The sequence below is a fragment of the Bradyrhizobium agreste genome, assembly GCF_016031625.1.
GTDB lineage: Bacteria > Pseudomonadota > Alphaproteobacteria > Rhizobiales > Xanthobacteraceae > Bradyrhizobium > Bradyrhizobium agreste.
The window spans coordinates 155322-182075 of the sequence record NZ_JACCHP010000001.1 but is presented as its reverse complement, the minus strand read 5'-3'; the positions used below and the strand labels follow the sequence as shown (position 1 = coordinate 182075).

Annotated in this window: 15 protein-coding genes and 1 pseudogene; 12 read left to right on the top strand and 4 right to left on the bottom strand. The window is 56.4% G+C overall.

The features are described from left to right. The first annotated feature begins 463 nt into the window (after positions 1 to 463). A complete protein-coding gene (locus tag HZZ13_RS00660) occupies positions 464 to 1252 on the top strand; it encodes a hypothetical protein (RefSeq protein ID WP_197957769.1) in 789 nt (262 codons plus the stop codon). A gap of 670 nt (positions 1253 to 1922) precedes the next feature. On the opposite strand, the gene HZZ13_RS37545 is transcribed toward HZZ13_RS00660, so the two are convergent. Then, positions 1923 to 2123: a helix-turn-helix domain-containing protein gene (locus HZZ13_RS37545; RefSeq protein ID WP_197957768.1), complete on the bottom strand. Its 201-nt coding sequence runs from the start codon at positions 2121 to 2123 to the stop codon at positions 1923 to 1925. A 342-nt stretch (positions 2124 to 2465) separates the two neighbouring features. On the opposite strand from HZZ13_RS37545, the gene HZZ13_RS00650 reads away from it, so the two are divergent. The 5 genes from HZZ13_RS00650 (at position 2466) to HZZ13_RS00630 (ending at position 9108) form a co-directional block, all read left to right on the top strand. After that, positions 2466 to 3143 (top strand): hypothetical protein, encoded by a 678-nt coding sequence (locus HZZ13_RS00650; RefSeq protein WP_197957767.1) that lies wholly within the window; start codon positions 2466 to 2468, stop codon positions 3141 to 3143. Positions 3144 to 4256: 1113 nt separating this feature from the next. Further along, positions 4257 to 6212, top strand: coding sequence for a gluzincin family metallopeptidase (locus HZZ13_RS00645; RefSeq protein ID WP_197957766.1), 1956 nt, complete (start codon positions 4257 to 4259; stop codon positions 6210 to 6212). 1 nt (position 6213) lies between these two features. Continuing rightward, entirely contained in the window at positions 6214 to 7218 is a 1005-nt protein-coding gene (locus HZZ13_RS00640; RefSeq protein ID WP_197957765.1) for a M12 family metallopeptidase, read from the top strand. Between the two features lie 389 nt (positions 7219 to 7607). Beyond that, positions 7608 to 7910 (top strand): hypothetical protein, encoded by a 303-nt coding sequence (locus HZZ13_RS00635; RefSeq protein ID WP_197957764.1) that lies wholly within the window; start codon positions 7608 to 7610, stop codon positions 7908 to 7910. Positions 7911 to 8442: 532 nt separating this feature from the next. Next, on the top strand, positions 8443 to 9108 hold the full coding sequence (locus tag HZZ13_RS00630) for a hypothetical protein (protein ID WP_197957763.1): 666 nt from the start codon (positions 8443 to 8445) through the stop codon (positions 9106 to 9108). A gap of 177 nt (positions 9109 to 9285) precedes the next feature. Here the strand turns inward: HZZ13_RS00630 and HZZ13_RS37125 are convergent, their stop codons facing one another. Further along, positions 9286 to 9408 (bottom strand): hypothetical protein, encoded by a 123-nt coding sequence (locus HZZ13_RS37125; RefSeq protein ID WP_283817097.1) that lies wholly within the window; start codon positions 9406 to 9408, stop codon positions 9286 to 9288. A gap of 688 nt (positions 9409 to 10096) precedes the next feature. Between HZZ13_RS37125 and HZZ13_RS00625 the strand changes: the two genes are divergently transcribed. Next, on the top strand, positions 10097 to 10390 hold the full coding sequence (locus tag HZZ13_RS00625; RefSeq protein ID WP_197957762.1) for a transposase: 294 nt from the start codon (positions 10097 to 10099) through the stop codon (positions 10388 to 10390). 1240 nt (positions 10391 to 11630) lie between these two features. On the opposite strand, the gene HZZ13_RS00620 is transcribed toward HZZ13_RS00625, so the two are convergent. Both HZZ13_RS00620 and HZZ13_RS00615 read right to left on the bottom strand, forming a co-directional pair. Further along, positions 11631 to 13121, bottom strand: a complete 1491-nt coding sequence (locus HZZ13_RS00620; protein ID WP_197957761.1) for a radical SAM family RiPP maturation amino acid epimerase — start codon at positions 13119 to 13121, stop codon at positions 11631 to 11633. Between the two features lie 138 nt (positions 13122 to 13259). Beyond that, complete coding sequence (locus HZZ13_RS00615) at positions 13260 to 13634, bottom strand: Nif11-like leader peptide family natural product precursor (RefSeq protein ID WP_197957760.1); 375 nt, start codon at positions 13632 to 13634, stop codon at positions 13260 to 13262. A 1005-nt stretch (positions 13635 to 14639) separates the two neighbouring features. Between HZZ13_RS00615 and HZZ13_RS00610 the strand changes: the two genes are divergently transcribed. The 5 genes and pseudogenes from HZZ13_RS00610 to HZZ13_RS00585 all read left to right on the top strand — a co-directional run bounded on the left by HZZ13_RS00610 (position 14640) and on the right by HZZ13_RS00585 (position 26317). Beyond that, complete coding sequence (locus HZZ13_RS00610) at positions 14640 to 15215, top strand: hypothetical protein (protein WP_197957759.1); 576 nt, start codon at positions 14640 to 14642, stop codon at positions 15213 to 15215. 1128 nt (positions 15216 to 16343) lie between these two features. Continuing rightward, positions 16344 to 17186, top strand: a complete 843-nt coding sequence (locus HZZ13_RS00600; RefSeq protein ID WP_246504225.1) for a prolyl oligopeptidase family serine peptidase — start codon at positions 16344 to 16346, stop codon at positions 17184 to 17186. Between the two features lie 816 nt (positions 17187 to 18002). Beyond that, positions 18003 to 18304, top strand: a pseudogene (locus HZZ13_RS36530) (EAL domain-containing protein); the annotation flags it as partial. Positions 18305 to 18518: 214 nt separating this feature from the next. Next, positions 18519 to 24986 (top strand): non-ribosomal peptide synthetase, encoded by a 6468-nt coding sequence (locus HZZ13_RS00590; RefSeq protein WP_210349166.1) that lies wholly within the window; start codon positions 18519 to 18521, stop codon positions 24984 to 24986. After that, complete coding sequence (locus HZZ13_RS00585; RefSeq protein ID WP_246504224.1) at positions 24983 to 26317, top strand: MATE family efflux transporter; 1335 nt, start codon at positions 24983 to 24985, stop codon at positions 26315 to 26317. Before HZZ13_RS00590 ends, HZZ13_RS00585 begins: the two co-directional genes overlap by 4 nt. Positions 26318 to 26754 lie beyond the last annotated feature (437 nt).

The following is a 26754-nucleotide window of genomic DNA, read 5'->3' as shown; positions in this document are numbered from 1 at the left end:
GTTCGAAGTAGAAACGAAGTATGTTTTCGTCATTCCGGTCGACCAGCTTACTCTCTTGAGCGGCCGCGCGGGTTGCAAATGTGCAACGCTCCGCGACTTCTGCTTCTCGACCCGCAAAGCCAGCGGTGACGCGGTCGCAAAACGGACTGCCAGATGACGATGGATGAAAGAAATGCCCCATAGAGCTGCCCACTGCAGCGGACTGCCGAACGCGTTTGCCTAACTTAGCAGATTGTCCCGCCGACGGTTCGTCAAGCTTTGTTGGTCAACCTCACAATGGGATAGGTCTGGGACCTGCGGTTTGGGAGAGATCCGATGGAAAGGACGGTCCGCTGGCCCGCTCGCGTTAGGCGGTGAGTTATTTATATCGCAACCTGTGACCCAGTTCACTCCGCGAGATTGCGAAAGCGATAGGATGTAGTGAGCGCCAGGCTGGCTGGCGCGCAGCTGAGGGAGGACAATCATGAAAGTGATTCGTGGAGCTCAGGCTGGACAGGGCGGCCAAGTGAGTATTGCCTGCATCAATAAGGCAACCGTCGATCTGGGTGTGCCGTTTGAAAAGCTAACGCGTGCACTTCAGAAGTGCTACGACAACTACTTTCTTCCAGTTTGGGGCTACCCGGTAAAGCTGTACAACACCGACGCGGCGAAACCTTCTGATTGGCAGTTTATTTATTTCGACGATGCCGATGCGGCCGGTGCGCTCGGCTATCACGAGCTCACAAAGAAGGGACAGCCCGTTTCCAAAGTGTTCGTCAAGACCACCCTGGCGAATCACCAATTGGTCAGTGTTACTGCCTCGCACGAACTGTTTGAAATGGTGATTGACCCGCTCGCGAACCTTTGGGCGGAAGCGGCAGACGGCACCGAGTACGCCTATGAAATGAGCGACCCCGTCGAGGAAGATACTTTTCCCGTGGATGGCGTTCCCATGTCGAACTTCGTACATCCGGCCTGGTTTGAGCCATTCAAGCACCCGCCGGGGACCAAATTTGATCATCTTGGCCTGCTCCGAAAGCCATTCAGCATGACAAGAGGCGGCTACGTGATCACGAAGAAGAAGGGAGTTGTAAGTGAGCAATTCGGTTCGCACGCAAAGAGCGCCCGCTTCGCGCGCGAAGATCGCGTCGGCCATCGCAGCGAACACCGAAAGCCTGCGGAAGGTCTGCGTATTCCTAACACTCGCAGCAAGCGACGAGTCGCTGTGCACGGGGCGAGCGCCTTGGAGTCGGCGGTGCACGGCAAACCTTGATTTCTGATAGCGTACTAGAACAGCTTATCCATTAAGCGGGAAACGGCACTGCTAATCAGGATCGACTAAATATTTGAGGCTGCGAAGAGGCCAGTGTCGCTGGGTTCCTGTGCCAATGACTAAGCCGCGTGCACACGGCTAGCGTCCTTGGAAATTGAGCCGAAGTGTTGCGAATGTCCTGTTTTCAAACTAGCTGAGCACGATTAAGGAAGCGTGCCGAAGAGAAAATGGATCAATCCAAAAAGTTAGTACACGTGTCGCAAGAGACGATGGTGCGATTGCGATTAAACTGACGAGTGTCTGGGTTGTAATTCATAGCGAATGCATTGTTTTTCGTCTGCAGTCGGCGTGCACGCATACCGTGGTGTCGTGGCGGCCCTCGCTCTCCTGGTCGTTGTCGTTGCACTCTCTTTTATGGTCGTCTTCTTGCGAGATTTTCGCTTGGCCATACTCGTCAAACCATTTCCAGGCGAACTCCTCGAACGAAACTCTCTTATTGTCCGTTGCTCGATGGATCGATTCGCCCCGCGCTAGTCTCTGTCGGAGGGTTGCCTCAAACGCCAGCGCGCCAGTCCGCGAGTTCTCTGGGCTCCGTTTTCTGTAGCGCATTTAGTCAGCTCGGAGATGTACCCACCATGATTGTTTTATCTTTCGTACGGCCATATCTTTCTTAGTCGATCGTTTTGACCCGTCTTTTCACCAGGTATGAGACGATGTCGCTTCTGGTGAAACGAACGCTGCCACCGACTTTGATGAAGGGAATTAGCTGGCGCTGTTGCATTCTCCGCATGCTCGGCACTGATAGTTTTAGTAGCTCTGCCACTTCAGCAACGGTTAGCAGGTCGATTGTTGGATCGAAATCAGCCGACATATGTTTCAAAAACCAATGCAGGATCGGCCGCGATTGCCGATGAGCAATATGACTCTAGCATGAGGATCGAAATTGCTGGATTCATGCTCAGCATCATCTCTCGACGTGAGATTCATTGTAGACGTGAGGAGTTGCCGACGGGGCAATGATGGCGGGGCCGTTCCAAAGGCGATCGTGCAACAATCGGTATCGCGCATCGCGCCGGCGGGACGCAGCGCGAGTGGCAGGTTATTTGCAGAGGAGGGGCGACAACGCATATACAATGGGTTGTATATTCGTGACGGGCGATTTGCAGTAACCTCCAGTGCATGAGGCGCGGCATCTTCTCCAAGCGAGCTTGTCATGCAACCTCTTTCATTCGTTACGTTGGCCGTCGCACTGATTGCTGATACTCAACCAAGCAATATTTCGGCTTGGCAATCCGCGATTCCGCTGTTCGCGGCAGTAGTTACTGCCCTTTTTGGCTTCGGCGGAGTCATTGTTGGGCTTCGATGGAATGCAAGACAAGCAGAGAAGACGGAGCAGCGCTTGCGCGACAATAGGCGCCAGGTGTTGCGCATATCTCTTTGGGCAGAGCTAAAGAGCTTGGCTCGCGTCATAAAGGAAGAGATCGCTTACATTGAGAACAACAATTTCACTTGGGTGCCATTGGTCGAGAGCTTCAAGATCTACATTGAGAATATCGAGAACCTTGGCCTGCTGACGCCAGCTGAAGCGGAGACAATTACAGTCGCTTACTACCGGTATCAAGAAAACGCCGGGTACATAGCTCGGATCGCGAAGGATCAGCCAGAAAAACCGGCCATTGGTAGGCATATCGAATTCGACTTCAGTAAGCCTACTTATCCCAACATGAAAATCGACGTGCTGAACACACTGAGCGGTATTGTCTTGTCGATTGAGGAGGCTATGCGGGCAATCGAGAAGGAGCTACGGCGTACTGACTGGTTTGGGGTGGACAAACAAGAGCTCCCGCAAGCGGGCGGTCCCGATGCCCATGCGCCGCTAGATCCGGTCTGATCAAGAACCGTCGAGCTCCGCCGCACCAAGCATGGCTGCGAACACGAGCGAGTCAGGGGGTGGGACATTATTTGAGTAATCGCGGTCACAAGCTGCTCCGGTGCGAACGGCTTTGTGAGCAAGGGTGCTGTTCGCTACACCCGTGCAGCCCACTCCTCGGTAGTAGCACTCGTCACATAAACGGCGGGCGCATAGATTTCTCGGCGTTCAAGGGCACGTGCCATCGGCCTGAATATGACCAACGTCCCCGTCTCCAAAATCCCATTCGAATTCAGTATAGCTATGCCGCCTCCTCGCAATTCGCGGTTGATCACACACGGGAATGAGAAAGGACAAATGCTCGGGACGTCCGTCCCTAGAGTTGAGGCAACAGCATGATTCCATGCGCTTTCATAGTGCATGCCTAGCGGCGACGAGAACGAGCGGCATTAAGATGTCGCTGCAGTGCGCATTCACGGCGTCGCTCCGGGTTCTTACCCCAGCTACCCTCAGATCTCATTTTTACTGTTAGGTCTAGGTAGGCGCTTCCTATCATTAGCGCTTGTCGCTGGATCAGGCGTCGATCTCATGATGACGACAACGATGACGCAATGGCTTTTGATTTTCGATCTAATTGCGAACCGCAAGAAGGCAAACGCAAGGACCGGCAGCTCTATGCCGATGCGGCGTGAGTTTTTGGTCCGCGGAGCCGTTGCGTGACAAGTTGTCCTAGAGACAAGAACTACCGAACGGTTGAGATTTGTTTATGAAATTCGTCGTAGGACAGAATCAGTGACCTTCGCCCTCGGCAGGCCATCGATTGGGAGAGCCTCGACTGCGGGAGCATACCTTACCTTTAGCAATACGTTCGCAGGCGCATTGGCGGACGCGCATTTTGGTGAGAAGTGAACCAAGTGAGACTGCTGAATACGTCCGTTGGCTTACCAAGCTTGGAGAGTGAACCAGCTCACACATCGACGACTAATGACGTTGTAATATCTGCGTGCTCGTTTTGACGTGCGATGTCGGACTTGGGTCGCCATTCTTACAAAAAGTAGTTGGGTGACGTCCTGAGTGGGATGCACGCGGTAAGAAATCGCGCTCTACTAGCTGATTGTGCTGGGGAGTCGTTTTATGGATACTCAGGCGCATTCGACCCTGCAGAAATGCGTGAACCCTGAAGTGGCATCGAGTCTACCTTGGCCAAGGATCGGCAAGGTACGGCATGATTTGGCTTCGTCGGCCAACTACTTTGTGGTGGATCCGGTTTTCTTAGCCACTGCCTCTATGCAGCCGTATCAACGGACGCATCAGGACCCGGTCCGTCGGCCGCTGAGAATCTACACACTCGATCCAGCTGCAAGTCGGCAAGATGGTGCTGTGGCGGTCTTAAATGTCCCATTTGAGCGATTGTGCTCAGGACCGGTCGGTAGCGTCCTGGAGGTGGTCGATTGGGACGAGACGACCGGGCAGCTAAACAAGCCGGTAAATTTAGATGATCCTCGCATCCTGATAGAGAATGGGCGCCCCCCCTCGACGTCCGACCCTATGTTCCGGCAGCAAATGGTATACGCGGTCTGCGCGTCTACCTACGATGTCTTCCGACGTGCGCTCGGACGCGATCCGTGCTGGGGCTTCCATTCCAGGCTTGGCCAAAGTTATGCAAAGCTCAGGATTCGGCCGCAGGCGTTCAGCGACCGCAATGCCTACTACGATTCGTCGGCAGGGGAACTTAAGTTCGGCTATTTCGATGCCGACGATACTGTCCAGGGACGAAATCGCCCCGGTGGTCGCGTCTTTACCAGTCTCTCACACGACATCATCGTGCACGAGATGACCCATGCATTGTTGGACGGTCTCCGGCCCCGCTTTCGACTAGCGACCCACCCGGATGTGCCGGCCTTCCATGAGGGCTTTGCCGATCTCGTGGCAATGCTCATGCACTTCTCGTATTCAGATGTCGTACGTGCCGCGATTGAGCGATCAGGTGTCAAGCTCGAGACCGATGCGCTCCTTCTCTCGCTTGCATCGCAATTCGGACATACCACGGGTTCCGGCGGACCATTGCGATCGGCGATCGATCCAGCGGGGCTCGGACAAGACGCAGGGCGAGGCATCCGACGATATGACCAGGCCGGAGACGAGCCGCACGAGCGCGGCTCACTCCTGGTAACGGCGATTTTCGAAGCATTCGCAGCGGTACTACAGCGAAAGACCAAACGGTACCTTCGCCTGGCACATCTCGCTCCCGGTGAAGCTCCGAGCTCCGAGCTCGCCGGGATCCTCGCGGATCAGGCAAGCGCATTGGCATCACAGTTCCTTTCAATATGTATACGCGCTATCGACTACTGCCCCCCATTCGACCTTCGCTTTGGTGAATATCTGCGAGCGTTGATCACCGCGGACTTCGACCTCGTTCAGGACGATCCCTTTGGCTATCGCGAGGCTATCATCGATTCCTTCGCCCGCCGCCGCATCTACGCCGATGACGTGCCGGATCTTGCAGAGGTCTCGCTGCTTTGGCGACCGCCTGACAGGGAAATGGAGCCAATCAAGGACCTGCACTTCAAGAGATTACGCTTCGCGGGCGACCCGGGACGAGCAGCCGACGAGACTGAACTGCGCCGTCAGGCCGAAGCGCTCGGTTCTTACGTCATGCGGCCGGGATACGCACGCGCGTTCGGCTGTGCCTTGCCGGGCGACGTGCGATTGATGGGCGATCACGTCGACCCTGCAGTTGTTGGTTCTATTCGATCCCTTCGCCGTATTGGCCCGGACAGGCAGGTCACGTTCGATACTGTCGCCGAGATCACCCAGCGCCGTTGGTGCAAGCAGAGCTCGGGAACGTTCAGCCAAGTCTTCGGAGGCTCAACCGTCATCCTAGGCCCAGATGGTGGAGTTCGTTACGCGATCCGCAAGTCCGTGACGGATCAACGGCGAATCCAGGCGCAAGCAGATCATATTCACGGTAATGGCAATTCTAAGGGGTGGGCGAGACTCGGCGTCCGCCGACATCTATCGCGATCGCGCATATGCCATCTCTTTGGTGAAACAGTCGATGCCCAGCAACCAGCAACAGGAGGAGAATGATATGAGCGATAGCGAACAGAAACTCCGCCAGGCACTGATGAGAATCGCCGAGGTGGCTCAAGCAGCCGCGGATACCGGCCGATATATCGACGAGAACGACAGGACACATACCGAAACGGCGCGGCGCACCGATAATCACGCGGGTGGCAAAAACACGCATTGTTCGATTAAGCAACTGCCCGGCCGTCTCGTCGAGAAGGCGGCAAAAACTGCAACATCTATGAACCCCCTCAACCGCGTTAACTTCGGCCCTATCGGCGCGGTGGCTCGCGACCTCGTGCTCTCGCCGGCAGCGATTTCAGTTCTTGTAAGCAAGTATTGGGGTCCGCAACAACGGAAGCTCACAGTCAGTTTTTTGGATGGCGGGCCAAGTGATCTCCGTCGTCGAATTGTTCAGCACATGAATGCCTGGAGTCAGACCGCCGGAATCTCCTTCGTGGAGACCCGTGGTGTAGGAAAGGTACGCATTTCTCGAAATCAAGCTGGATATTGGTCGTATCTCGGCACCGACATCCTGCACATTCCTAGCAATCGTCCGACGTTGAATCTCCAGGGTTTTACGATGAACACTGAGGACGGCGAATTTCACCGCGTGGTTCGTCATGAGGCCGGACACACTCTTGGCTTCCCGCACGAGCACATGCGCGAGGAGTTGGTTGCCCTCATAGACCCGCAGAAGGCGTACGACTTCTTTCTGCGCACACAGGGTTGGACGCGCGAGATGGTGGACCAACAGGTGCTGACACCGCTCAGCCAGGATTCGATCATGGGCACTCCACCGGACCAGGATTCGATAATGTGCTATCAGCTTCCCGGATCAATTACGAAAGACGGCCGCCCGATCCGGGGAGGCTTGGACATCAACTCCACCGACTACGCGTTTGCTGGGCAGGTCTACCCGAAGGTCCCGTCCGAGAGTGCACCATCGATCCAGGCCCCGATGGGCCTCGCCGATGAATGGTCGCCATCCGAAGATGTGGAGGTGGACGAGGAACTGGTACCGTAAGGCTTTGGCCCGCCTCGTCGAAATCCAGGCGTGTCAGGACCTCCCGCCGTTGCTGCACGTGCGTGTGGGAGATCTCCTTGTGTTCGGAGCAACCGGCGGACGCCTTTTAGAAGGCGGGACGATTGTCGAACTGCTGGGAGTCTTCTCTACGGGCGTACTCTCAGGTGATGGCCGCGTGCTGAGCCCGGCCGGACCGCCAACTAACATATTGTTTCGCGCGGTTCAGTTCGGGCAAGCCCGCATCGAGGTGATAAGGGGGGATCCATGGCAAGCTATCCCACAACGGCACGAGATCGCGATTATTGTCACTAGCTGACTAAGATGTCGTTCGTCCAGATCGTATGAAGTATGGTTCCAACGCCGTGACCTCCAAGAAGGAGCCAGGTGCAATGTTCAGAGAGCTTACCCTTTCATCTTGCATCGTCGCTTCAGCGGTTGTTCTGCCGGCCCAGGCTCAGGCGCCACCAATCTCGTCGCAACCGACCATTTTTTCAGTTTGCGAAGGAGAGTTTGAGCGGAATTGTCCAGATCACGACGCCTTTACGTACTGTGGTACAATTAACGGCTGGGCAGAGCAGGCCTGCAAGATTCAAAACTCACGTGAACCACCGAAGTATCGCTTGATCAAACTGCAAGATCGTTCTGGCAATAAGTGTGGTTATGCACAATGGAAAGTGATCTGCGTTAATTGACGCTTGGCAACAAAGCCATAGGGTTGTGAGAGGCAGCCATGTCTAGAACAACGCATCTTGGTGATTCACAAACAACTAAAGACGCGTTTAGCTTCATTAGCCTCAAACAAGCGAAGGACGGCTTTGTCCTAGTACTAGCGTTGGTCTTCGCCACTTACCTGATGCTGGTCTCGATCCTGGCCGCGCAGATCTTTGATCCAAAGCTCTCAGACCTTTCTGGACCGAGAGCACGTCTCGATCAAGGTCTATCCAAAATTGTAAGCAGAGGCCCCCCGAGACCTTAAGGCAATTCTCGACCACGATTTCGATGGAATTTGGCAATCTGGACCCGCTGCTGCAATTAGTTCGGCAGAATTCTGGCTTAGGTGAGTACGTCAGACGGCTAGCAGATCAGCTCCAGTTCTATGCCGCGGTGCTCGGAGAGCAGTCAAAGGCGTTTGGACCTAGAACCAAAGAAGAAGTGGACTTTCTGACGCAACAATTCGAAATTGAGAACCACGATCACTTTGGAGTCCGTCAAGCATAAGCTCATGTGGACGATCTTATTCGCTTCTTCCAAAAATGGGTCTCTGATTGGGGTCTATCAGCGAAGAAGTGCCGAGATGCCATTAGCACGGAGCTATCTCTATTCACCGACTTCACTGATAAGATCAAGATCGCAGCAAGCGCTCCGCAAGGAAATGGGGATTTTCCACCATGGCCAAATCCTTTAATGGGAGTCGGCATGACGAGCGCCTGCGACTTCAACACCGCGTTATCAAACTCGGACGTGCCGAAGAGGAAAGCAACAGACGAAACACTCGGCCCAATTGGCCAGATCTCTGACTGGCTTTTAAGAACTGAATCGCGCGACATCGCCTTAATGACAGGCCTTCTTGGTTTTGGCCTCTTTGGCGCTCTTTCTGCCTCATTTATTCGACCATCGCAGGCGAAGGATCGAGCTACAATCATCATTTTCGTACGCGGAATGGCAGCGGCGATTTTGGTATACCTCGTAGTTGTCGGTGGCCTAGCAGTCTTCACTCGAGACGCGACCCCAAATCCTTATGCGGTATATTTTGCGTGCCTAGTTGCAGCGGTGTTTAGCGACGATGTTTGGAAATGGGCGCGACAGCGTCAGCAAGAGAGGTTCGCCGAACCAAAACCGAAACCGAAGCCGAAAACAGCGCTTCACGACCATACAGCCGAACACTCATAAGCATGAGCCCTCCGCGGGCAAAGAGAGTCGGTCGCGCCCTAGAACGCGGCCCCAACTAGGTGTCGACCATTGTTTTGCACGCTACCCTACAAGTCATGTCCTGCGGCGAATTGCGTGGCCGACATAACACAACGATTCTCATTTGCCACATCGGTTCGCTTGTTCTGTCAGCTCGCTTTACCAAAGCGTCTGCTGTTTAAGCGGCTTGCTCCCCTCGACCTCATCTCTTGTCTCGCCGCGCGCCTTTGCGTCATCAATCGACTTTCTCAACTCAAGCAACATGTTCTTGACCCAGTCCATTGATGTTTCGAGGGCCGTGAACTGACGTTTGAATACCAGGCCATTGCGATTAGTGCGCCCAGGATGCCGATGAAGTAATCCCAGCCAGTATGAATTATTATCCCGTTCATACACGCTAACGCTAGCTGCAGAAGGTGCTTTCGCCAAGACTAGCGCATGTATACTCGCGGCACGACTTCTGGTCTCGTCAAGCTCGATACGAGCTGCGATTGTCGGCACATGAACGATCTTTCCGCCTGCCACGAAAGCACAGCTAAGCCGAGGAGCCGTGAAGGAGCTCGTCTCTGACGTTATAGACTTCATTCATCGCTTCGCCGATCTCAGCCCGGCGTTCGAGCAGGTCGCGGGTCATTACGTGCTGCTAACCTGGCTCTACGACGCATTCAACCCTGCCATAGCTCCGCCTTCGGCGCGATTTGGGGACGGGGAAGACGCGCTCACTCCTCACGATTGGTTCGCTCTGCTACAAGCCGTTCTTCGCAAGCGGCGCTTCGACAGTCTCGCTGATCTTTCACACGCTCGATGCTTTCCGCGGCACGCTTATCTTCCGATGAGGCAGATTTCCGCTTTAGCGACGAGCGATGCGAGATCGTAAAGATCCTCAACAACGGCGACGTCTGAAATGGACCCCGATTTAGGGACCACGTGCTTAGTTGGAAGGGGCTGCTCCGTTTGATAGACCGAGCGCATGATGACGACAAGGACGAGACGCAAGATCGACGCGGCACTGAAGGCAAAGATCGCACTGGAAGCCGTGCGGGAGCAGGCGACGGTGGCCGATTTGGCCCAGCGTTATGAGGTTCACCCGAACCAGATCTATGCCTGGAAGAAGCAACTGCTGGAACAGGCGGCGCGGGCCTTTGACGCGGGTGTCGGGCGGGAGAGTGAGGAGCCTCGCGAACGCGAGTTCGAGAAGCTGCACGCCAAGGTTGGACAACTGGCAGTCGAGCGCGAGTTTTTAGCGCGGAGGTCCGGAAGATGAGCACGCCGGACCGTCGAGGAATGTCGATCGCGCCGACATGGCGCTGTCGATCCGCTGGCAATGCATGTTGCTTGGCATCGCACGCTCTGGGGTCTACCGGCCGCCCCGGAACGCCAGCTCGACTTCCATGGACTGAAGCGAGTTAAGTACCTCTTACTCAAATTGTGCCGTCTTACCGTTTTGCATTTGTCTGTACTCCGTATTCGGGTTGGAGCAGGGGCGCGCCGGGTTAAGCAGTAGCCGGTATCAATGACCGTCTAGCCACTCTCGTAAGTTACTCCTACCCGGTCCGCACAAATAGTCGAAAAAATAACGCGCAGGCTGAATCGTTGACGAAAGAGGACCATGCCAACTGGAGAGCTCCAGAGCGCGGCTCTGGTCGCCGCCCGCCAAACCCCAAAGCCCGCTCCCCGGCCGGTCGCTTCGGCGACGATCTGGCAGCACAACTACTGCGGCCGCCGCAAACAGGCGTGGCAGGACGGCAAAATCAGTGAAGTCATTGGGACTATGATGTTACGAGCTGTCCCGCCCTTCATCAAGCTGGCCTGGCTCGCAACCGTGTACGGATCGTAGTGATCATTTCGTGGATAGATCCGGTAGGTGCCCGGTCGTCGCTAGGGGCGTCTTGTGGATCCTAGCTACCGGATTGGGAAACGCGAACAAATCTGTCGAGCCTTCGACGAACATGTTTGCTCCGACGGGCGTGAGGGACGGCAGATGATCTTCAAGATCATCCATCTGAGGTCGATTTGGAAGCAAGCCGGTCCGACGGATAGAACGTCTAGCGCCCGCTCAAATTGGCCGCGATAATCTCAATCGCTACAAAGTACGTCCCGACCCGGTGAACATCCTGGGTAGTACCCAGCGCGACTGCAGCAGTTTAAGGTGCTCCCATTTCCAGCGACCAGGAAATCAGTTCAGTCTCTCAGGTAATTGAGCATACTGTCGCAGGCGTCCTTGGCCTCAGCGAAGCTCTGCAGCGGCGAGCCGAGCACCCTGATCGAGCCACGGCTCTGATCAAGCGGACGCCACGAAGCGACGTAGCCGAACCTTCCGCGAAAGCCAGGGCCGGTCGGGCTCTGCAAGCTTATAACGAACGAGTAGCCGCCGCTGCATGCACTCCAAATTTCCATGTTTTCGACAGCGCGGTGGAACTGCAGGGGCATCACGTACCGTTCGCCTGGGCAACCCGACAATGAAATTCTTCCGGCGGATCCAATGGCGTACAAAATCCGAGACTCTAACCGCTGCCGGATGAAAGCGCAGTAACAGGTCCGTTGGTGTGCCAGGCGAAGCTGTCGTCTAAGTCCTCTTCAATCACCCCGGCCGCGTATAACTGATCGAGCAGGTCAGCTACTGCGAGCACGCTCGCTCCGTCGGTCGTGACCTGCCTAACCAGCTCCGACGCTGTGCAGTTGCCGTAGGCGATTAGATGGCCAACGGAAGTCGGAGCGATGTCGTCGAGCACCCGGTGTTCCATGTTGCGTGAGCGGAGATGAAAGCATCGGTTCCCGGCCTTGTATTGCAGGTCCCTGCGGAAGCGGATCGGCAATTTGGGAGCTGGACTCTCGAGCATATGCTGGTCGATCATGCGCTGGAGCCCCTCGCGGAACTCGTCAGGCGTCCTGAAGAAGTGCTCACTCAAGACGCGGTAGCCGAGAGGCCAGCGTTTGCTACCCGGCACCGGCGTCACCAATTGTAAACGTCCCTGCAGCATATTTACGAGAAAGCCGGAAACGCAGGCGATGGTCGTGTGATCGCCCTGCAGCAAGGCGATTGCATCATCTTTGTTGGCGGCCCTAAGTTTCTCGCTCCGCTCGCGCGCGCGTCCAGCAAAAGCCTTTCCAGTCAGGGCCTCCTTGCCCTGCAGGACGAGTTCGACGCCGATCAGCTCCTCAGGCGAAAACGCCATGTGAATCTGGTCGAGATGTGTTGTGCTCAGCACGGAAAAACGATTCGTCACGGTGCGATAGCGCTTGAACAGTTCGAGCACGCGCGTGGTGAGTGCGCGATCCCTGAGCGGGGCCGCCGTCGTAGTTTGTGGCAATGCGCCCGTGATCTGATAGTAGTCGAATAGAAAGCGGTCGTAGTGTGGGTTGTCCATAGGCTCTGTGGCCCAGTAGCAAAAACCAGTACGGGCTGCCGAACCAAACATCTCGCTCGCGATACCGACTACGCCGCGCCAAAGCGTTGCATGCTCTTCGCTATATTCGTAGTAGCCTTTGAAGCGGTCGGCCGAGAGGCCGCAGAACCAGCAACCGACGGTGCATCCGTCGCTCAGCTCGAAAGCGATGATGGGGTACGTGACCGAGGCCGCCGTTCCGCCCAATTCGTCGTTGCAACGCCGGATTTGGCGCTCACGCCAAGCATGAAAGCGAGGGTTGATCGTCGTCATTTCGCCCTCTTCGCGCAGGAGGTCGCGATGGCGCAACATCTCGCAGATAAACTCGTCCCACATCATTGCCAGGGGCCAGCGCGTAGACTCCGGCTTAAAGCGGTATTTCAGGTAGCCGCCGCGCCAGAGCGGCAGCATTTTCATTGGGTCAACTTCGATGCCGTAGCGCTCTGTTACCGCTCGAGGAGAATCAACGTTCTCCGAAAGTGCCCTGCGGAACTCCAAGTCACCAGCCAGCCGCTCCATGAATCGCTTGACGTGTGACAGCGTGCGCAGTTGCTCGGGGGTGCGCCGGTCAAAAATCTGTCGGCAGTGTTCGGTGGCAGTGTGCGTCATACGGTACGGGTGCGCCCTGAAGCCGCATCTATAGGCCTGAAAGCGATGATCTCACCCCTGACGAGGCGTGCTTTCAGTTCTCTTGGGACCGGATGGTCTCCTTGAGGACGAGCCATTGGGATCAGAGCTAAAAACATGTCAGGCCGCGACCGCGACAACAACTACAATAAGTAAAACGATAGCAACTAGGTCACGGCCCGCTTCCGCGGCTTGCACGGCGCTCGTGGGTGCCTTAGACGTGGAACTAGCCAACGCAGTGGTATGCACAATCCTGCTCGAGCCCGCACCACTCAAATCCTGCTTGCCGCCGACAATCGCGTCGAGCTGCATCAACGCGTGTCGGCCTGGCGCTCGCATGCAGCTCCTAACCTCGTCAAGCGTGAAATCGTAGCCGTGGCTCTTTCCGACCGCTACAATCGGTGCCAGGCCTGTAGCACTCTGCTTAAGGGTTTCGAGCAGACTACCCTCTTTCGCTAGATTCTTGACAAACCGTTCTACCTCAGCTTGCGCCATAGCCGGGCCTCTGCTAAATGTTGCTACCTATCCGTCGCCTTGGAAGCGATCGGTAATGACGCCTTAACAAAGCAATCCGCATACCAAACTGAAATTGCTGCTTTTGCGCTTTGTCTGACCGTGCGTATCGTCAACTTGCCGACATTGGTCTCGAACCTGACAAGCGATCAGAGTCGAAGTCGTCGCTGAAATGTCCGCTTCCTCTAAGCGCGCCCTGACACGAGCGCCATCTGCATCACGTGACCGTCAATAGCGGCCGGGACAAAGTTGGCCGTTCGTATTGCCTCGCCTGAGGATTTAACATTCCGCTTGACCGATGTAGCTCCGGTTGTCAGTCGGAGGTTGCATCATGGCGCGGGACCGGAGGCACTGGGGACGTCGCGAATGCCCGTTACACGCAGTGGCAGCCGCAGTCCCGGGATCGCCGGCACGGCCGCACCTTTAGCCGTACGCGGGATGATCGGCTCGGCTGCTTTGCGTCTGAGCGATTTCGTTCTTCATCTAAATAAGTGAACAGTTCACTCCGCGCTTGCCGGACTCTCACGTAGCTCGCGCTCTCGTCTGTTTTCGCGCTGGCGCGGCTATGGTTAGCGGCCCGAGCATAGGCTCAAAGTGTAAGCAAGAACGACTGGTCGCGGGCAGAGATCAAAATACACATGTTCGGTGCGAGACTGGGTCTGGCCGCGGTCCGCATCTCCTGGACCTCCTAACCAGCTTTACCGCCAGGTGAATGCGATGCACGACGGAGACCTGCGCATCGACTGCGCGGTCAGGCGGAATGAGACTTTGCTCGGAGATGATCGCATCAGATGTGGCAGATGAGGTCGCCGGTTTGTCTCCCTTGTTCGCCCTTTGTCAGCTTCTCGAAAGCTAGCCTCTTTAACACTCGAACTTGGCCTCTCGATGATGAAGCCGCCCATGTCTGAATTCGTGACGAACTTCAGCTCACTCCCTGGGGGAGATCGTCCAAGAGGCCTTTGTTCTCATAATAGAAAGGGGATCTTTATGGATCCGAACACGATTGATAATGTCCGTTCACCAGAATCGCCAACGGCGCACATCTGGACACAGGAAGATCATGATTTGTTCAGTCAGATCATGAATGAAGCGGGACCATCATCATCTGCCGCACCTGAGGAAGCGGTAGATGTCTCGTTCGCCGTTCCCCAGAGATTTTCACACGGTTCGCAAATCGCCCCTGACGTGATGGTCGAGAGGCTGTTCCACCGAGGTCTCTTGCCGGACTCGGACCAGCCGACGATGACCTATGAAATCCGGGGTCGCCGCTATACGGCCGGTTTGGATGAGTCCAATCGCGTTCTTCTTGTTCATAACCCTGCGGAGGACCAAGTGGTTGGGGCAGGCCGGGCGGGGGTACCGGACTTCGGAGCTTTCTTCACGGAGAACCGGCGCTTCGGAACGCCGCTACCAGAGCAATGGGCCACACCTGCCCTAATGGACAAGCTGCGCGAAGAAGGTATCATGCCGACCGCTAATAACCCCACAACGATCCAGCTTAACGGACGAGCCTACGAAGCCAAATTAGCCGAAGGAGGGTTCGTGAAGCTTACGCGGGTATGAGGCGCAACTAGATGGTGAAGCGATCGCGCCGGACTGGAGCCTTGCGGTCACTTCGGTTGTCCTTACCTGGATAGACAACTCGCCGCTTAGCGGCGGATTGCTCGCGCCGCCAGTGGGTACGGATCATCGGGGCCCGCTGGCGGCCCACGAGATGCACCGTCATCCTGGCCATTTCGTCTGGGTCGTGCCGGACCCGTCATGCGGGCTGCAATATTACCCCCCTTATGCCTCACCTGAGGATGTTACTTTCGCTTGAGCGATGTAGCTCCGGCTGTCGGCCAGTCCGAGGTTGCACCATAGCATGCAGGATCGGAGGACTGGAGGACGTCGTGGAATGCCCATTGCACGCGACCAGCTTCGCACCTTTAGCCGTGCGCGGGATGATCGTCTCGGCTGCTTTGCGTCTTATCGATCCAACAAGTGCTGCACGATGGTGTGCTGCGGCGGGCGAACTGCCCGAGGTGCTGTTCAGCGAGGCGGAGACTTGCCTGCGCGCTCAGACGGGACTTGGCCACCAAACCAGCGCTCCGTGTCGGCTGGGTTTCGCGCAAATTGGGCAGCGAAACCGATGAACGTGGAGGGCACTCGAAGCCGCGTAGTCTTTGCCGGTGCGAGCCCACATAGTCTTCGGACGCGGAGGTATTCTTGAGGTGCCAGCAAAGGTCGCGTAGCCGCAACCGACCGTCGCAAGTGGCGTAGTCGCTTTGCGTAGCACGAACGTAATTATCGGATGGGAGTCCTGTCAATCGGCCCTACCAGATCTGGGCGTTTTGCAAGCAGCACCTCCACCGTAGGCTCGCGGTAGATCGCATGCACATAGGCGTGTGCCGCCAGCTTGGAAACGCGGAAAAGAGCGCATGACGAACATAAATCTTAGTTGCCGGTCCATTGCGGCTGCACGCGCACAGCGAACCATCACCGATCAAAACACGAAATGGAGAACGCGGGCCCCGAGACGTCGAGGTTTCCAAATGATACGAGGAATGAAGCCGATGGCGCGGATGGTCGTAGCAATAAGGCGCGCGCTGGCCATGTGCGATCTCGACCGGTGCTGCGCAATCTGGTGGCTCTATCGTCTCCATTTCGGATTTACCGGCGACGTGGTGTTGGGGCTCGCCGCGGTCACGGTTGCTCAGGAGAGATCCCGCTGCGGAATTTAGGAATCGTGGCGTCGAGCGCCTTCCATACGGGCTCGGCCGCCGAACCTGCCGCAGGTTACGCGTTTGGCTGGCGGACAAAGGCTTTGCTCAACGCCAATGGCCTCAAGTCTCTCCGAGCCAACAGACCGCAAATCACATCGAGTATGGTGGGTTTCAGATTCCGCCCATCCCCTCTTACGTAGGCCTCACCGGACGACTCTGGCTCGAGCAGGGCAACGCGTATGTTGTCGCGAACCTGCGCGGCGGGGGTGAGTTCGGGCCCCAATGGCACCAGACTGCCCAAGGAGCAACGAAGCAGCGCACATGGGATGATTTTATCGCCGTCGCGGAAGACTTGATCCGGCGCAAAATCACTTCTCCCCGCCGGATGGGCGTAGTCGGCGGTAGCCAAGGAGGCCTCCTGGTAGGGACCGCAATCACCCAACAACCCGAGCTCTTCAATGCCGCCATCTTACAGGTTCCGCTGTTGGACATGGTTCGGTTCACGAAGCTGGGCGCGGGAGCCTCCTGGATCGGCGAGTATGGCGATCCCACCATTCCCGAACAGCGCAAGTGGCTCGAGGGCTACTCGCCCTGTCAGAGGTTGGTGCCAGGCAAGACCTACCCGGCCCCTTCATTCTCACGTCCACCAAGGACGATCGCGTGCGTCCAGCGCATGGCCGCAACGCAGCGGCGAGGCTCGCTGCGTTGGGCCAACCGTACCTCTACTATGAGAATACCGACGGGGGGCATAGCGCCGCCGCCAACCTCATTGAACAGGCACGCGGATCGCTTTAGAATATACCTATGCATCCCGGCGGCTTGTCGATGAGTGATGTCGAGGACTAAGATCTACTTCAATGATGGCGCTTGGCGGACGACGTTATCGGGAGCGGCGTCAGCAAGCCCGTCTTTGCTCTTTCGCCGCAGACTACGGTAGCCGAGGCTTTGCAGTCTAAACTGAATGGGCGGGGCGGAAAGCACGAGGCACCTCTGACAACGGCTTGAGCGGCGCCTAAAGCTTCAGTTTCGGCACCTTTTCGGAGGCAAGTCGAAGTATCCAAAGACATTCGGACACGGGAGCTTCGTCTCGGCTCTGCGTGTCCGGTTACCCGATGTATTTCTCACCATGGAAGAGGTTGTTGCGAATTTGGCAAACGCCACGCTCGAACAAATCCACGACATTCTCAATCGGATCCGGGACATCGGGCTCTAGGTCAGGTCGGCCATCAAGCGTCGTGGTGGCTCATGCATGAGAGTGGGAGCCTTCTGAGATTGCCGGACCTCCTCGAAGAACTCCGCTCCTAGTGATTCCGCAAAGGCCCGCCAGTCGGCCTCCGCTCGTTTTTTCGGCTTGAGGAAGTCACCACGCTTCGACGCATGCTCAAACCTGCGAAACATGCCGTGAAGGCTTCCGATGGAGACATGCGCGTTGCTCTTTCGGAATTCCGCGTCACAACTCCAGCGATAGCTGGCCGATCTCAGACACCTGGACAAGCCCATTGATCGGCCAAGTGTCGGGATACTGCGAATGCGTTCCAAACACTGCAGGTAGGTACTTTTCGGTACCAACGGCGATCGCGGCGGCGAATGCGAGCAGGATAAATGCCAACTCGGCAGTATCTCTGACGACGGTGCGAATCGGAGTAGCGATGAGCCGATTCACGACCTCGATTTTCTCGCCGAGATCGCTCGCGAGATGACTTTCCACAATATCGGCCTGTCGATCGACAATCTTGGCGCCAATTGGCCGGAGGATGGGACCGGACAGGATTCCCTTCATCAAGCTGAAAGCTGACCGGCAATTCGTCCCGGCTGAGGCAATGATCGGCTGACACGCACGATGTGCCGTCACGCCGTCGAACTGGCGCAGGGCTACGGCGCGCACGCCGTAGCGGAAGGCGTCGAGAGCGGGGCCGATCTCGTGGCGTGAGCGAGCTCGGCTTCGACCACGCTACAAGAGTCGGTAGGTGCCAAATCGAACCCGGGGTCCTACGGTCCGCCCGCGTTCCTCTGCCGATGATCGAGGAAACAGAAGTGAATGAAAGAACGAGAAGCCAAGATACGGACGAACCGTTATGACCGGCGGAATCAGGGTGGCTACGCAATGCACACCTCGATCAGGAGCGTTGGCGCTTGGATTTGAACACCGCAGAAGCGACGAATGGCGGGGCGCGTGCCTACGGAAAATCAATCAGGCAAAAATCAGTCTGTGGAACGTCAACCGGTCAACGTGATCACGGCGATCGATCGACTTGCACGATCGGATCCGGAGAGGGTTGCGCTGAGGCACGGCGCAGACGAACTCACATATGAGGCGCTACGATTAAGATCGGATGCCCTTGCAAGGACCTTACGAGAGCAGGGCGCCCAAGGGGCGGTTGTCGGCTATTGGGGGCAGCGGGACCTCGACTGGGCGACGGCGGTCGTCGCAATATTGAAAGCTGGATCGACGTACCTACCGCTCGATCCATCGTTACCGGCTTCCCGTACATCATTCATGATCGAGCAGAGCCGCTGCGCTCTGGTGATTGGCCGAGATAAGGCGTCGCTGAGCCTATTGCAGGCGAGCAGCAAAGGCGCCACGCAATTCGTAGCGATAGCGGCGGCGCTGCGCCAGGGCCAGACTTCGTCTGTGGTGCCCTCGCAAAGCGAGGATGGACTCGCCTACATTCTGTTTACGTCTGGTTCGACGGGCCAGCCTAAGGGCGCAATGATTGAGCGCGGCGCCCTAAACAATCATTTGGCGGCAAAGATCGATGCTCTAAGTCTCACTCAGACGGATTGCGTCGCGCAAACGGCGTCGCATTGCTTTGATATCTCGCTGTGGCAGCTTCTGGCTGGGCTTTGCGTCGGAGCCTCTGGCGCGATCATTGATGATGAAACATTGCGATCGCCATTGTCCCTCCTCCAAGCAATTCAAGGAGGCGGTGCTTCGGTTATCCAATTCGTTCCGTCGATGCTGGCAGTATTTGTTGAGTATCTGCAGTCGCTTGCTCCGGCGGAGCGAGCTCTGGATGGTTTGCGGATTATTTCTACGGTCGGAGAACCGCTAACACCCGGATTGGCGCGTGCCTGGTTTGGCTTATATCCCCGCGTCCCCATTCTCAATCACTACGGGCCGACCGAGTGCGCCGACGGCGTGACGCATCATCTGGTTTCCGTGCCGCCTGCGCTGGCTGAGCTTTATGTACCGATCGGCAGACCAATTCAAAACGTTGAGGTTTATGTCGCGGACGGACCACGGCTCTGTAATGTAGGAGAACTCGGCGAAATCTGTGTGAGTGGCGTTGGTGTCGCTGTCGGTTACGCCAATGACGATGTCCGCACCAAGGATGCCTTTGGGCCGAACCCGTTCTCAAACGACTCGTCGTTCCGGCGCCTATACCGGACAGGTGATCTTGGCCGCGTTCGTTCCGACGGACTTCTGGAATGTCTCGGTCGACGGGATCGTCAGGTCAAAATTCGCGGGCACAGAATCGAGCTGGGAGAAATCGAAGCTCGTTTGTCCGCTCATCCCTTGGTTCATGGCGCCGTCGCAGTCGCCTCTGTCTGCGCAGGTGTAAAGCTTACGGCGCGAGATATAGCTGGGTCGGAGGCGCAAGTCGAATCGCGGCGGCTGGTTGCGTATGTGTCGGCTCCAGCTGAACTGGCGGAAAGCGACCTGCAGAATTTTCTTGCTGAGGCACTCCCCAGCTACATGCTTCCGGAAAGAATCATCCACGTCAGCGGTATTCCACTGACCAGGAACGGAAAGGTCGACTTTGCAGCATTGCCTGACCCGGACAGTGTTCGGCCGTTATTGTCAACGCCATTCGAGGAGCCGCAATCAGACCTCGAAGTCCGGCTACGTCAAATCTGGTCCGGCATTTTGCGTATAGAGAACATAGGTGTGAATGACCAATTCATAAGCCTCGGCGGAGACTCGCTCCGCGCAATGCTTATATTGGGACAGCTGCAGACCTTGCTCGGAGTGAAAGCGGATTTCAGACTGGTCCTGAATGGCACAATTCGATCTCTTGCCGCTTCGATAGAGGCTCGCGCTGAGCTCAATCCATGCACGGCTTTGACATGCCAAAAGCGAAGCCGATCACCTCTGACGCACCTCCAGGAGCACCTGTGGTTTTTGGCGCAGCTTGATCCATCTGCCAGGAACTACATCATTCAAGGCGGGCTGCGGATTAAGGGAGCCATCAATTTAGCTCGGTTCAATCGCGCCTGGACCGAGGTCATTCATTCCCACCAGGCGCTTTCGGCGCGCTTTATCGACGAAGACGGTCCGGTTCAATGCTTTGATGCTCCGCCATGCACCAGTCTTGAATTGATCGATCTATCTCATCTCACCTCCTCCGAGGCTGAGGAGCTCATCGCACAGTTTCGGCGAACGGAGCTGAAAGACAATTTCGATCTCGGACAGGGCCACTTGTTTCGCGCGCGTATGGTCCGTCTTGGTCCTGACAATCATCTCATATTGATCGCCGCTCACGAAATCATCCTCGATGCCTGGTCGATCTCTATTCTGCTCAGAGATCTTCAGAGAAGGTATTTAGATGCCGCCGCGCCTTGGCCAGAGAACCGGGCGTCACTCTCGGCATACGCGGCATGGGAAAAACAACACGTTTCTCCAGAGGCCTTGGAGAACCAACGTCACTATTGGCGTCGTCAGATCGGTGATGATCCGCCGGTGCTTTCGCTCGGAAAGGCGCGCCCGCAAACAAATTCATACCGCGGCGGCTCGCATCCAGTGCTGCTTGGCAGCGATCTCTCCAGTCGCGTAAGAGAATTCGCGCGCCGAAATGGCTGCACCACGTCGACAACATTGCTGGCGTGCTTCCAGCTGCTGCTACGAATGTATAGCGGTCAGGATGATATTATCGTCGGCATGCCACACGCTGTACGTGATCAACCTGGCAGCGCCGACATCATTGGCTTTTTCCTGAATATGCTGCCGATCCGTGCCGCGATCGATGCCGGTCAGTCCTTTGCTGCTCATACCACGCGCATCCAGGGCCTGGTCAGCGATGCCATCGCAAATTCGGCCTATCCATTCGGATGGATGGTCAGGGATACAAGGTTATGTCGCGAACCTGGTCGATCACCGATCTTCCAGGTCATGTTCAACATGTACTCCGAGGCCGCCGAGCCACTTGGTCAAGACGAGTTGGCTCTGACATTCCGCGAATACGACACAGGCTATGTCAAATTCGACTTAACACTGTACGCGCAAGATCAGCGCGATGAAATTGCGCTCCAGCTGGCGTATGCGGAAGAAATATTTTCGAGTGATCTAGTTGTTCGCACGGCGAAAAATCTGCGCTGTCTGATTGCCGCCTGCGTTGACAAACCGCTTGCGCCCATTGAGGAGCTGAGCTGCCTTAGCGCGTCAGACGTCACTCTACTGAACTCGCTGGAGGGGTCCAGGCAGCCATATGAGTCTGAATGTCAGCTTGTTGAAGCCTTCGAGCAGATCAGTGTCTCCAATCACAGCAAGGTAGCATATTTTGGCGAGTTCGGGGAAGTCACATTCGGCCAGCTGCGTGAGCGCGTAGCAGCTATCAGGTCCTTCCTGCGGGATTTGGACGTGGGCGCTGGCGATATGGTCGCCATGCTGGTCGACCGGTCGCCTGACGTTGCCGCTGTTATGCTGGCGGCGCGAGCTTTGCACTCTATTGTCGTGCCGATACCGCCGGATTATCCGCCTGATCGGATCCAACATATCCTGCGAGATAGTCAGGCAAAGGTGTTGGTTCACGCAAATACCACGGACACTGGCTTTGACATACCTTCGATTTGTCTATTGACGTTAGACAGGTGCAGGGCGCTGAGGGATAATTTCGAATCCAGCGACTCACCCTCAGATCACCAAATTGCGAACCTTATATACACGTCGTCCTCAACAGGGCGGGCGAAGGGGGTTCTTATTCCGGAATCGGCCATCCTCAATCGGCTGAACTGGATGTGGCGACGCTTTCCTTTCGATAGTACCGACGTGATGGTTGTCCAGAAGTCCGCTTCCCTTGTTGCGTCCGCTTGGGAGTATTTTGGTGGGCTTCTGAGAGGTGTGCCCACGCTGATCCTCACTCATGGGCAGGTGCTAGATCCGGATCTATTATTGTGCAGTTTGGCAAAACATCGTGTGACACGCTTTTTTGCCTCTCCGCCACTCCTGTCCGGTCTCATCGGGTCCCAGGAACGACGACCGCAAAGGACAGCCTTGAGATTGGTCACAAGCAGCGCCGAACCGATGCCTTCCTCGCTGCCCGCTCGCTGGCGCGGGTCTTTTCCGGGCGTGCCGTTGTGGAACTTCTATGGTGCGACGGAATGTGCGTCCAATGCAGCCGTGCACGAAACGTCGGATGCCGATGACAACTCGGCGCTTGTGCCGGTGGGGCGGCCGATCGACAACGTCAAAGTCTATGTGCTCGATTCACGATTGAAGAGAGTGCCTGTTGGAGCCCCCGGCGAACTGTGCATCGCGGGCCGCTGTCTCAGCGCTGGGTACTGGCGGGATCAAAATCGGACTGACCGCTGTTTCGTGCCGAATCCGTATGATGGCGGACAATACGACGTGCTTTATCGAAGTGGGGACATCGCACGCATCTCAACCAGCGGCCTTCTCGAGATTTGCGGCCGATCGGACAACCAGATCAAGGTGAGGGGCTTTCGCATCGAGCCGGAGGAGGTCGAATTTGCCCTTGAGTCTCATCCGGCAATCGCAAAGGCCGCGGTCTTCGCAGAAGGCATCGATGAGGATCGCCGCTTGACGGCGAGCGTGGTGCCCGCTCGGAAAAATCTAAGCACTGGAGAGATTCTCGCCCACCTGCGCAACAGATTGCCATCTGCCATGGTTCCCACAGCCTTCAGGTTCGTTGACAGTGTTCCCCTGACGACAAGCGGAAAGATAGACCGTGCTCGCCTTTCCTCCGTTCCTTACCGCGAGATAGAAACTCGTCCATCTGCTGAGCCCCGCACCAGGAACGAGCGAGTTCTTGCTCGGATCTGGGAGGATCTATTAGGCGCCAAGGGGGTGGGAATCGACAGCAGTTTCTTTGATATCGGCGGCGATTCTCTTCTGAGCGTACGTTGCGTCACGCTGGCGCGCAAAGCCGAGCTGAATTTCACCGTCAACCAGCTTTATCGAACACCGACCATCAGGGAGTTGGCAGCCGGGGAAACGGAGGCGGCACCCCATAACGTGGCGTCCGCGGACGGCTTCCTGCCTGTGCCCCCCATAATATCGTTTTGGAATTCTCTTCTCGGCTTTGACGAGCATTTTAACATTGGCGATCTGTTCTTCTTGCGCGGCGGCATCCTGAACATCAAAATCCTGGACCGGGCTCTCGCCCATGTCATCGAGAGGCACGAAGGCCTCAGGCTCCGCGTTGCCCGAACCCAAGATGGACTACGACTGGGGATTGGGCCTTGTCCGGCCGAGCACATCGTGGAGGAGATCGATCTCGTCCGGATGACCGGCCCAGACCAGCGCAGGACAATCGAGAGCGTCTCGGCAAAACGTCAACACATGTTTCGGTTTGACGGCCACACGCCTCTTGTTCACGTCGAGGCCTTCCGTACTTCGGAAAGCGGCGATTACTATCTGCTGGTGTTGATGCATCATTTCGTAGCGGATGGGATGGGCTATCGGCTATTTCTGGAAGCATTGGAGAGCGCATACCACGCTCTTGCTGCAGGCCACGATGTGAACGGTCCCGAGACCGTACAAAGGCTCTCTCCCTGGTTGAAGCGCCTCGAGCACTACGCGAGCAGCGAAGCACCAGACGAACTCAAGTACTGGGAGGGCATCGACTACGCCCAATTCAACTTGCGTATCAGCGACGCGTCATCGCGCGGCACGAGTGTTGCCGAAGGAAGCGCGAGAGAGTTTCACGATGCAAGTGTGGAAGGTCGTCGGGAGGATGCGAACGGCCGTTCGCTTTGCGTAGATCAGGCCAAGTACCATCTTGAGATCAACCGGGAAACAACAGCGGGTCTCCTCAGTATTGGAGCCAGATCAGCGCATTGTCAGGACTTTGATGTGTTTCTTGCTGCGCTGTCAGGTGCGTTTGGCGCCCTGTTCGGCAACTATTCGCTCTGGATTGATAGCCTGACCTCGACACGAGGTCGGCTGTTTGACGATTTCGATTCATCTCAGATCATTGGACTTATCAGCGAGATCGTTCCGCTTTCATTGAATGTCACAGGAAGGGAGTCGCGTTCCGACCGTGCTCGTTCAATATACCGGCAGCGCAATGCGCTGCCGCGGGGGGGAATAGGCTTTCGGGCCATGAAATTCCTAAACCGAGATCCAGCCGTGCGGCGTCGGCTTGATCGCCTGCCACTGCCCAGAATTGGGGTGAATTATCGCGCCCGTTTGCAGCGCCATTTCCCACGCCGTTTTCTCGACACAGACCCTTATCCACTTTGGATCGGTGAACACATGCATCAAGCGGCGGCGATCCACGTCTTCTGGTTCGATGTCGGATATCAATCGGGCAATCTACAGATTGATGCCACGTATGATCCGAGCGTGGCCGATTATGAGGTGACCCGCCATCTTTGCACGGTCTTGCAAGACGAGTTGTTGCAGACGATCAATGAAATTCGGAAGATCTCGGGACACCTTCATTCATGAATGACCCCGATGCGGAATTCGCCGCCGAGGCCGATCACGATGTGATGCCGAACAACAACCCCCACATCGATTTATCAGGCCCCAGTCTTTCCATACTTATCCTGCGGCTCGCCATTCCATCTGTTGTTGGCTTGTCGATCAACGCTTTGCAGCAGGTCGTCAACGCAATCTTTGTTGGCGCACTCGGCGCGCAGGCGATCGCAGCTGTTAGCATGACCTTGCCGATCGTGGTCCTGCTCGCGGCGGCGGGACAGGGGATAGGTGTTGGAGCAGCGTCGTTCATATCTCGTCATCTTGGTGCTGGCGAGTACCTGGAGGCGAGTCGAGGCGCCAGTACCGCTCTCGCGCTCGCCGTGCCAGTCGGCATCACGGTAACAGTCGCTTTGTTTCTAAATATGCGAGAGATCTTCCTAGCGCTCGGGGCAACTCCAACCATCATGCCCCTGGCGCTCGACTACGCGACGACGCTTTTGTTCGGATGCACCCTCATGCTTCTGAATATCGTCAACGGCTTCATCGTCCGAGCCGAGGGCAACACACGATTCAGCATGTGGACGATGATGACCGCCTTCGTACTGAACGCTGGCCTTGATCCGGTGCTCATATCCGTGCTGGACCTCGGTGTGCGAGGCGCCGCTATCGCAACGCTTGTTTCTCAGGCCGCAGCTATTAGCCTCTATATCGCGTATTTTACCAAGCAGCGAGGAATGGTCGTCGTCAGGATGTCTCACATCTCGTTGCGAGCAGATCGCATCAGACAGATCGCGTTCGTGGGGACGCCAGCGACCGTGACCAGCATCTTATCTGCTATCGCCGTTATGCTCTTGTACGGAGCAGCTGCGCCGTTCGGCGAAGAGTCCATCGCGGCCGTGGGAATAGCCCTACGAATCTTAACGATTGGCGCACTGCTTATCAGCGGTTTCTGTGTGGGTTCTCAAGCTATCCTGGGTTTTGGCTGGGGCGCACGCGATTTTTCTCGTGTATTGAGGGCTGCAAAAGTCATGCTTTCTATGACTATCGCTCTTTCGGTGACATATTCAGCGGCCGTTGTGATTTTTGCCCGACCTTTGGTCAGGCTGTTCAGCGATAGCGATAACGTCAGGGAAATTGCCGTTTCTGCCTGCACTGTCTTCCACCGTTTTTTGGGCTGTATGGTATTGAGAGTGTCGTCACGGCGATGCTTCAATCGCTCGGCAGAGCGCGTCTCAGCGCGGTTGTGTGTTTTGCGAGGCATTATCTCTTCATTCCGGCTGTACTGTTATTCCCTGCCATATCGGGCTTTAGCGGAGTATTGGCCAGTCAAGCCATCGCTGAGCTGGGCGCCGGAATGATCGCGCTGTTTGTGATGTTCCGCCAGTTCGCTGAGCTCAGACAAGGGGACCGGCACATTCAGCCAGGAATGGGAAGTGCTCTTTGATCTGATAAGGAGACGATCGGAGCAGGCATTTAAGCCTACATGGCCGGCGAGGGGATGGCTCCAAAATTAGTATGATGTGCAAGAGCGAGTCGCTATGTATCGGTTTTTATCGCTGCGATCGCGATGGAGTGTTGCACGCGCCGGTGATGGACATTTCAGAGCGGTCAACGCGGAGGCGTGCTTGTTAGGTGCGAACCAGGTTGTGATCGCCAAGTAGTCCAGCTCGGCGCCGCTGGCGTCGGCCTCGTTGCTACCACCTCACGCGCCGATCGCATCGACGGACCTCACCACACACTCCTTGGAGTGGACCCATCTCAGCGCCGGACTCCCGACGGGCTTGTATAAGCCACC

Bases quoted from the DNA above. Each gene is read 5' to 3' on its own strand.
- HZZ13_RS37545 (WP_197957768.1), bottom strand. From the start codon at position 2,123: ATGTCGGCTGATTTCGATCCAACAATCGACCTGCTAACCGTTGCTGAA.
- HZZ13_RS00610 (WP_197957759.1), top strand. From the start codon at position 14,640: ATGGATCCGAACACGATTGATAATGTCCGTTCACCAGAATCGCCAACG.
- HZZ13_RS00635 (WP_197957764.1), top strand. From the start codon at position 7,608: ATGTTCAGAGAGCTTACCCTTTCATCTTGCATCGTCGCTTCAGCGGTT.
- HZZ13_RS00660 (WP_197957769.1), top strand. From the start codon at position 464: ATGAAAGTGATTCGTGGAGCTCAGGCTGGACAGGGCGGCCAAGTGAGT.
- HZZ13_RS00585 (WP_246504224.1), top strand. From the start codon at position 24,983: ATGAATGACCCCGATGCGGAATTCGCCGCCGAGGCCGATCACGATGTG.
- HZZ13_RS00590 (WP_210349166.1), top strand. From the start codon at position 18,519: ATGGCGGGGCGCGTGCCTACGGAAAATCAATCAGGCAAAAATCAGTCT.
- HZZ13_RS37125 (WP_283817097.1), bottom strand. From the start codon at position 9,408: ATGGACTGGGTCAAGAACATGTTGCTTGAGTTGAGAAAGTCGATTGAT.
- HZZ13_RS00650 (WP_197957767.1), top strand. From the start codon at position 2,466: ATGCAACCTCTTTCATTCGTTACGTTGGCCGTCGCACTGATTGCTGAT.
- HZZ13_RS00640 (WP_197957765.1), top strand. From the start codon at position 6,214: ATGAGCGATAGCGAACAGAAACTCCGCCAGGCACTGATGAGAATCGCC.
- HZZ13_RS00620 (WP_197957761.1), bottom strand. From the start codon at position 13,121: ATGACGCACACTGCCACCGAACACTGCCGACAGATTTTTGACCGGCGC.
- HZZ13_RS00625 (WP_197957762.1), top strand. From the start codon at position 10,097: ATGATGACGACAAGGACGAGACGCAAGATCGACGCGGCACTGAAGGCA.
- HZZ13_RS00645 (WP_197957766.1), top strand. From the start codon at position 4,257: ATGGATACTCAGGCGCATTCGACCCTGCAGAAATGCGTGAACCCTGAA.
- HZZ13_RS00615 (WP_197957760.1), bottom strand. From the start codon at position 13,634: ATGGCGCAAGCTGAGGTAGAACGGTTTGTCAAGAATCTAGCGAAAGAG.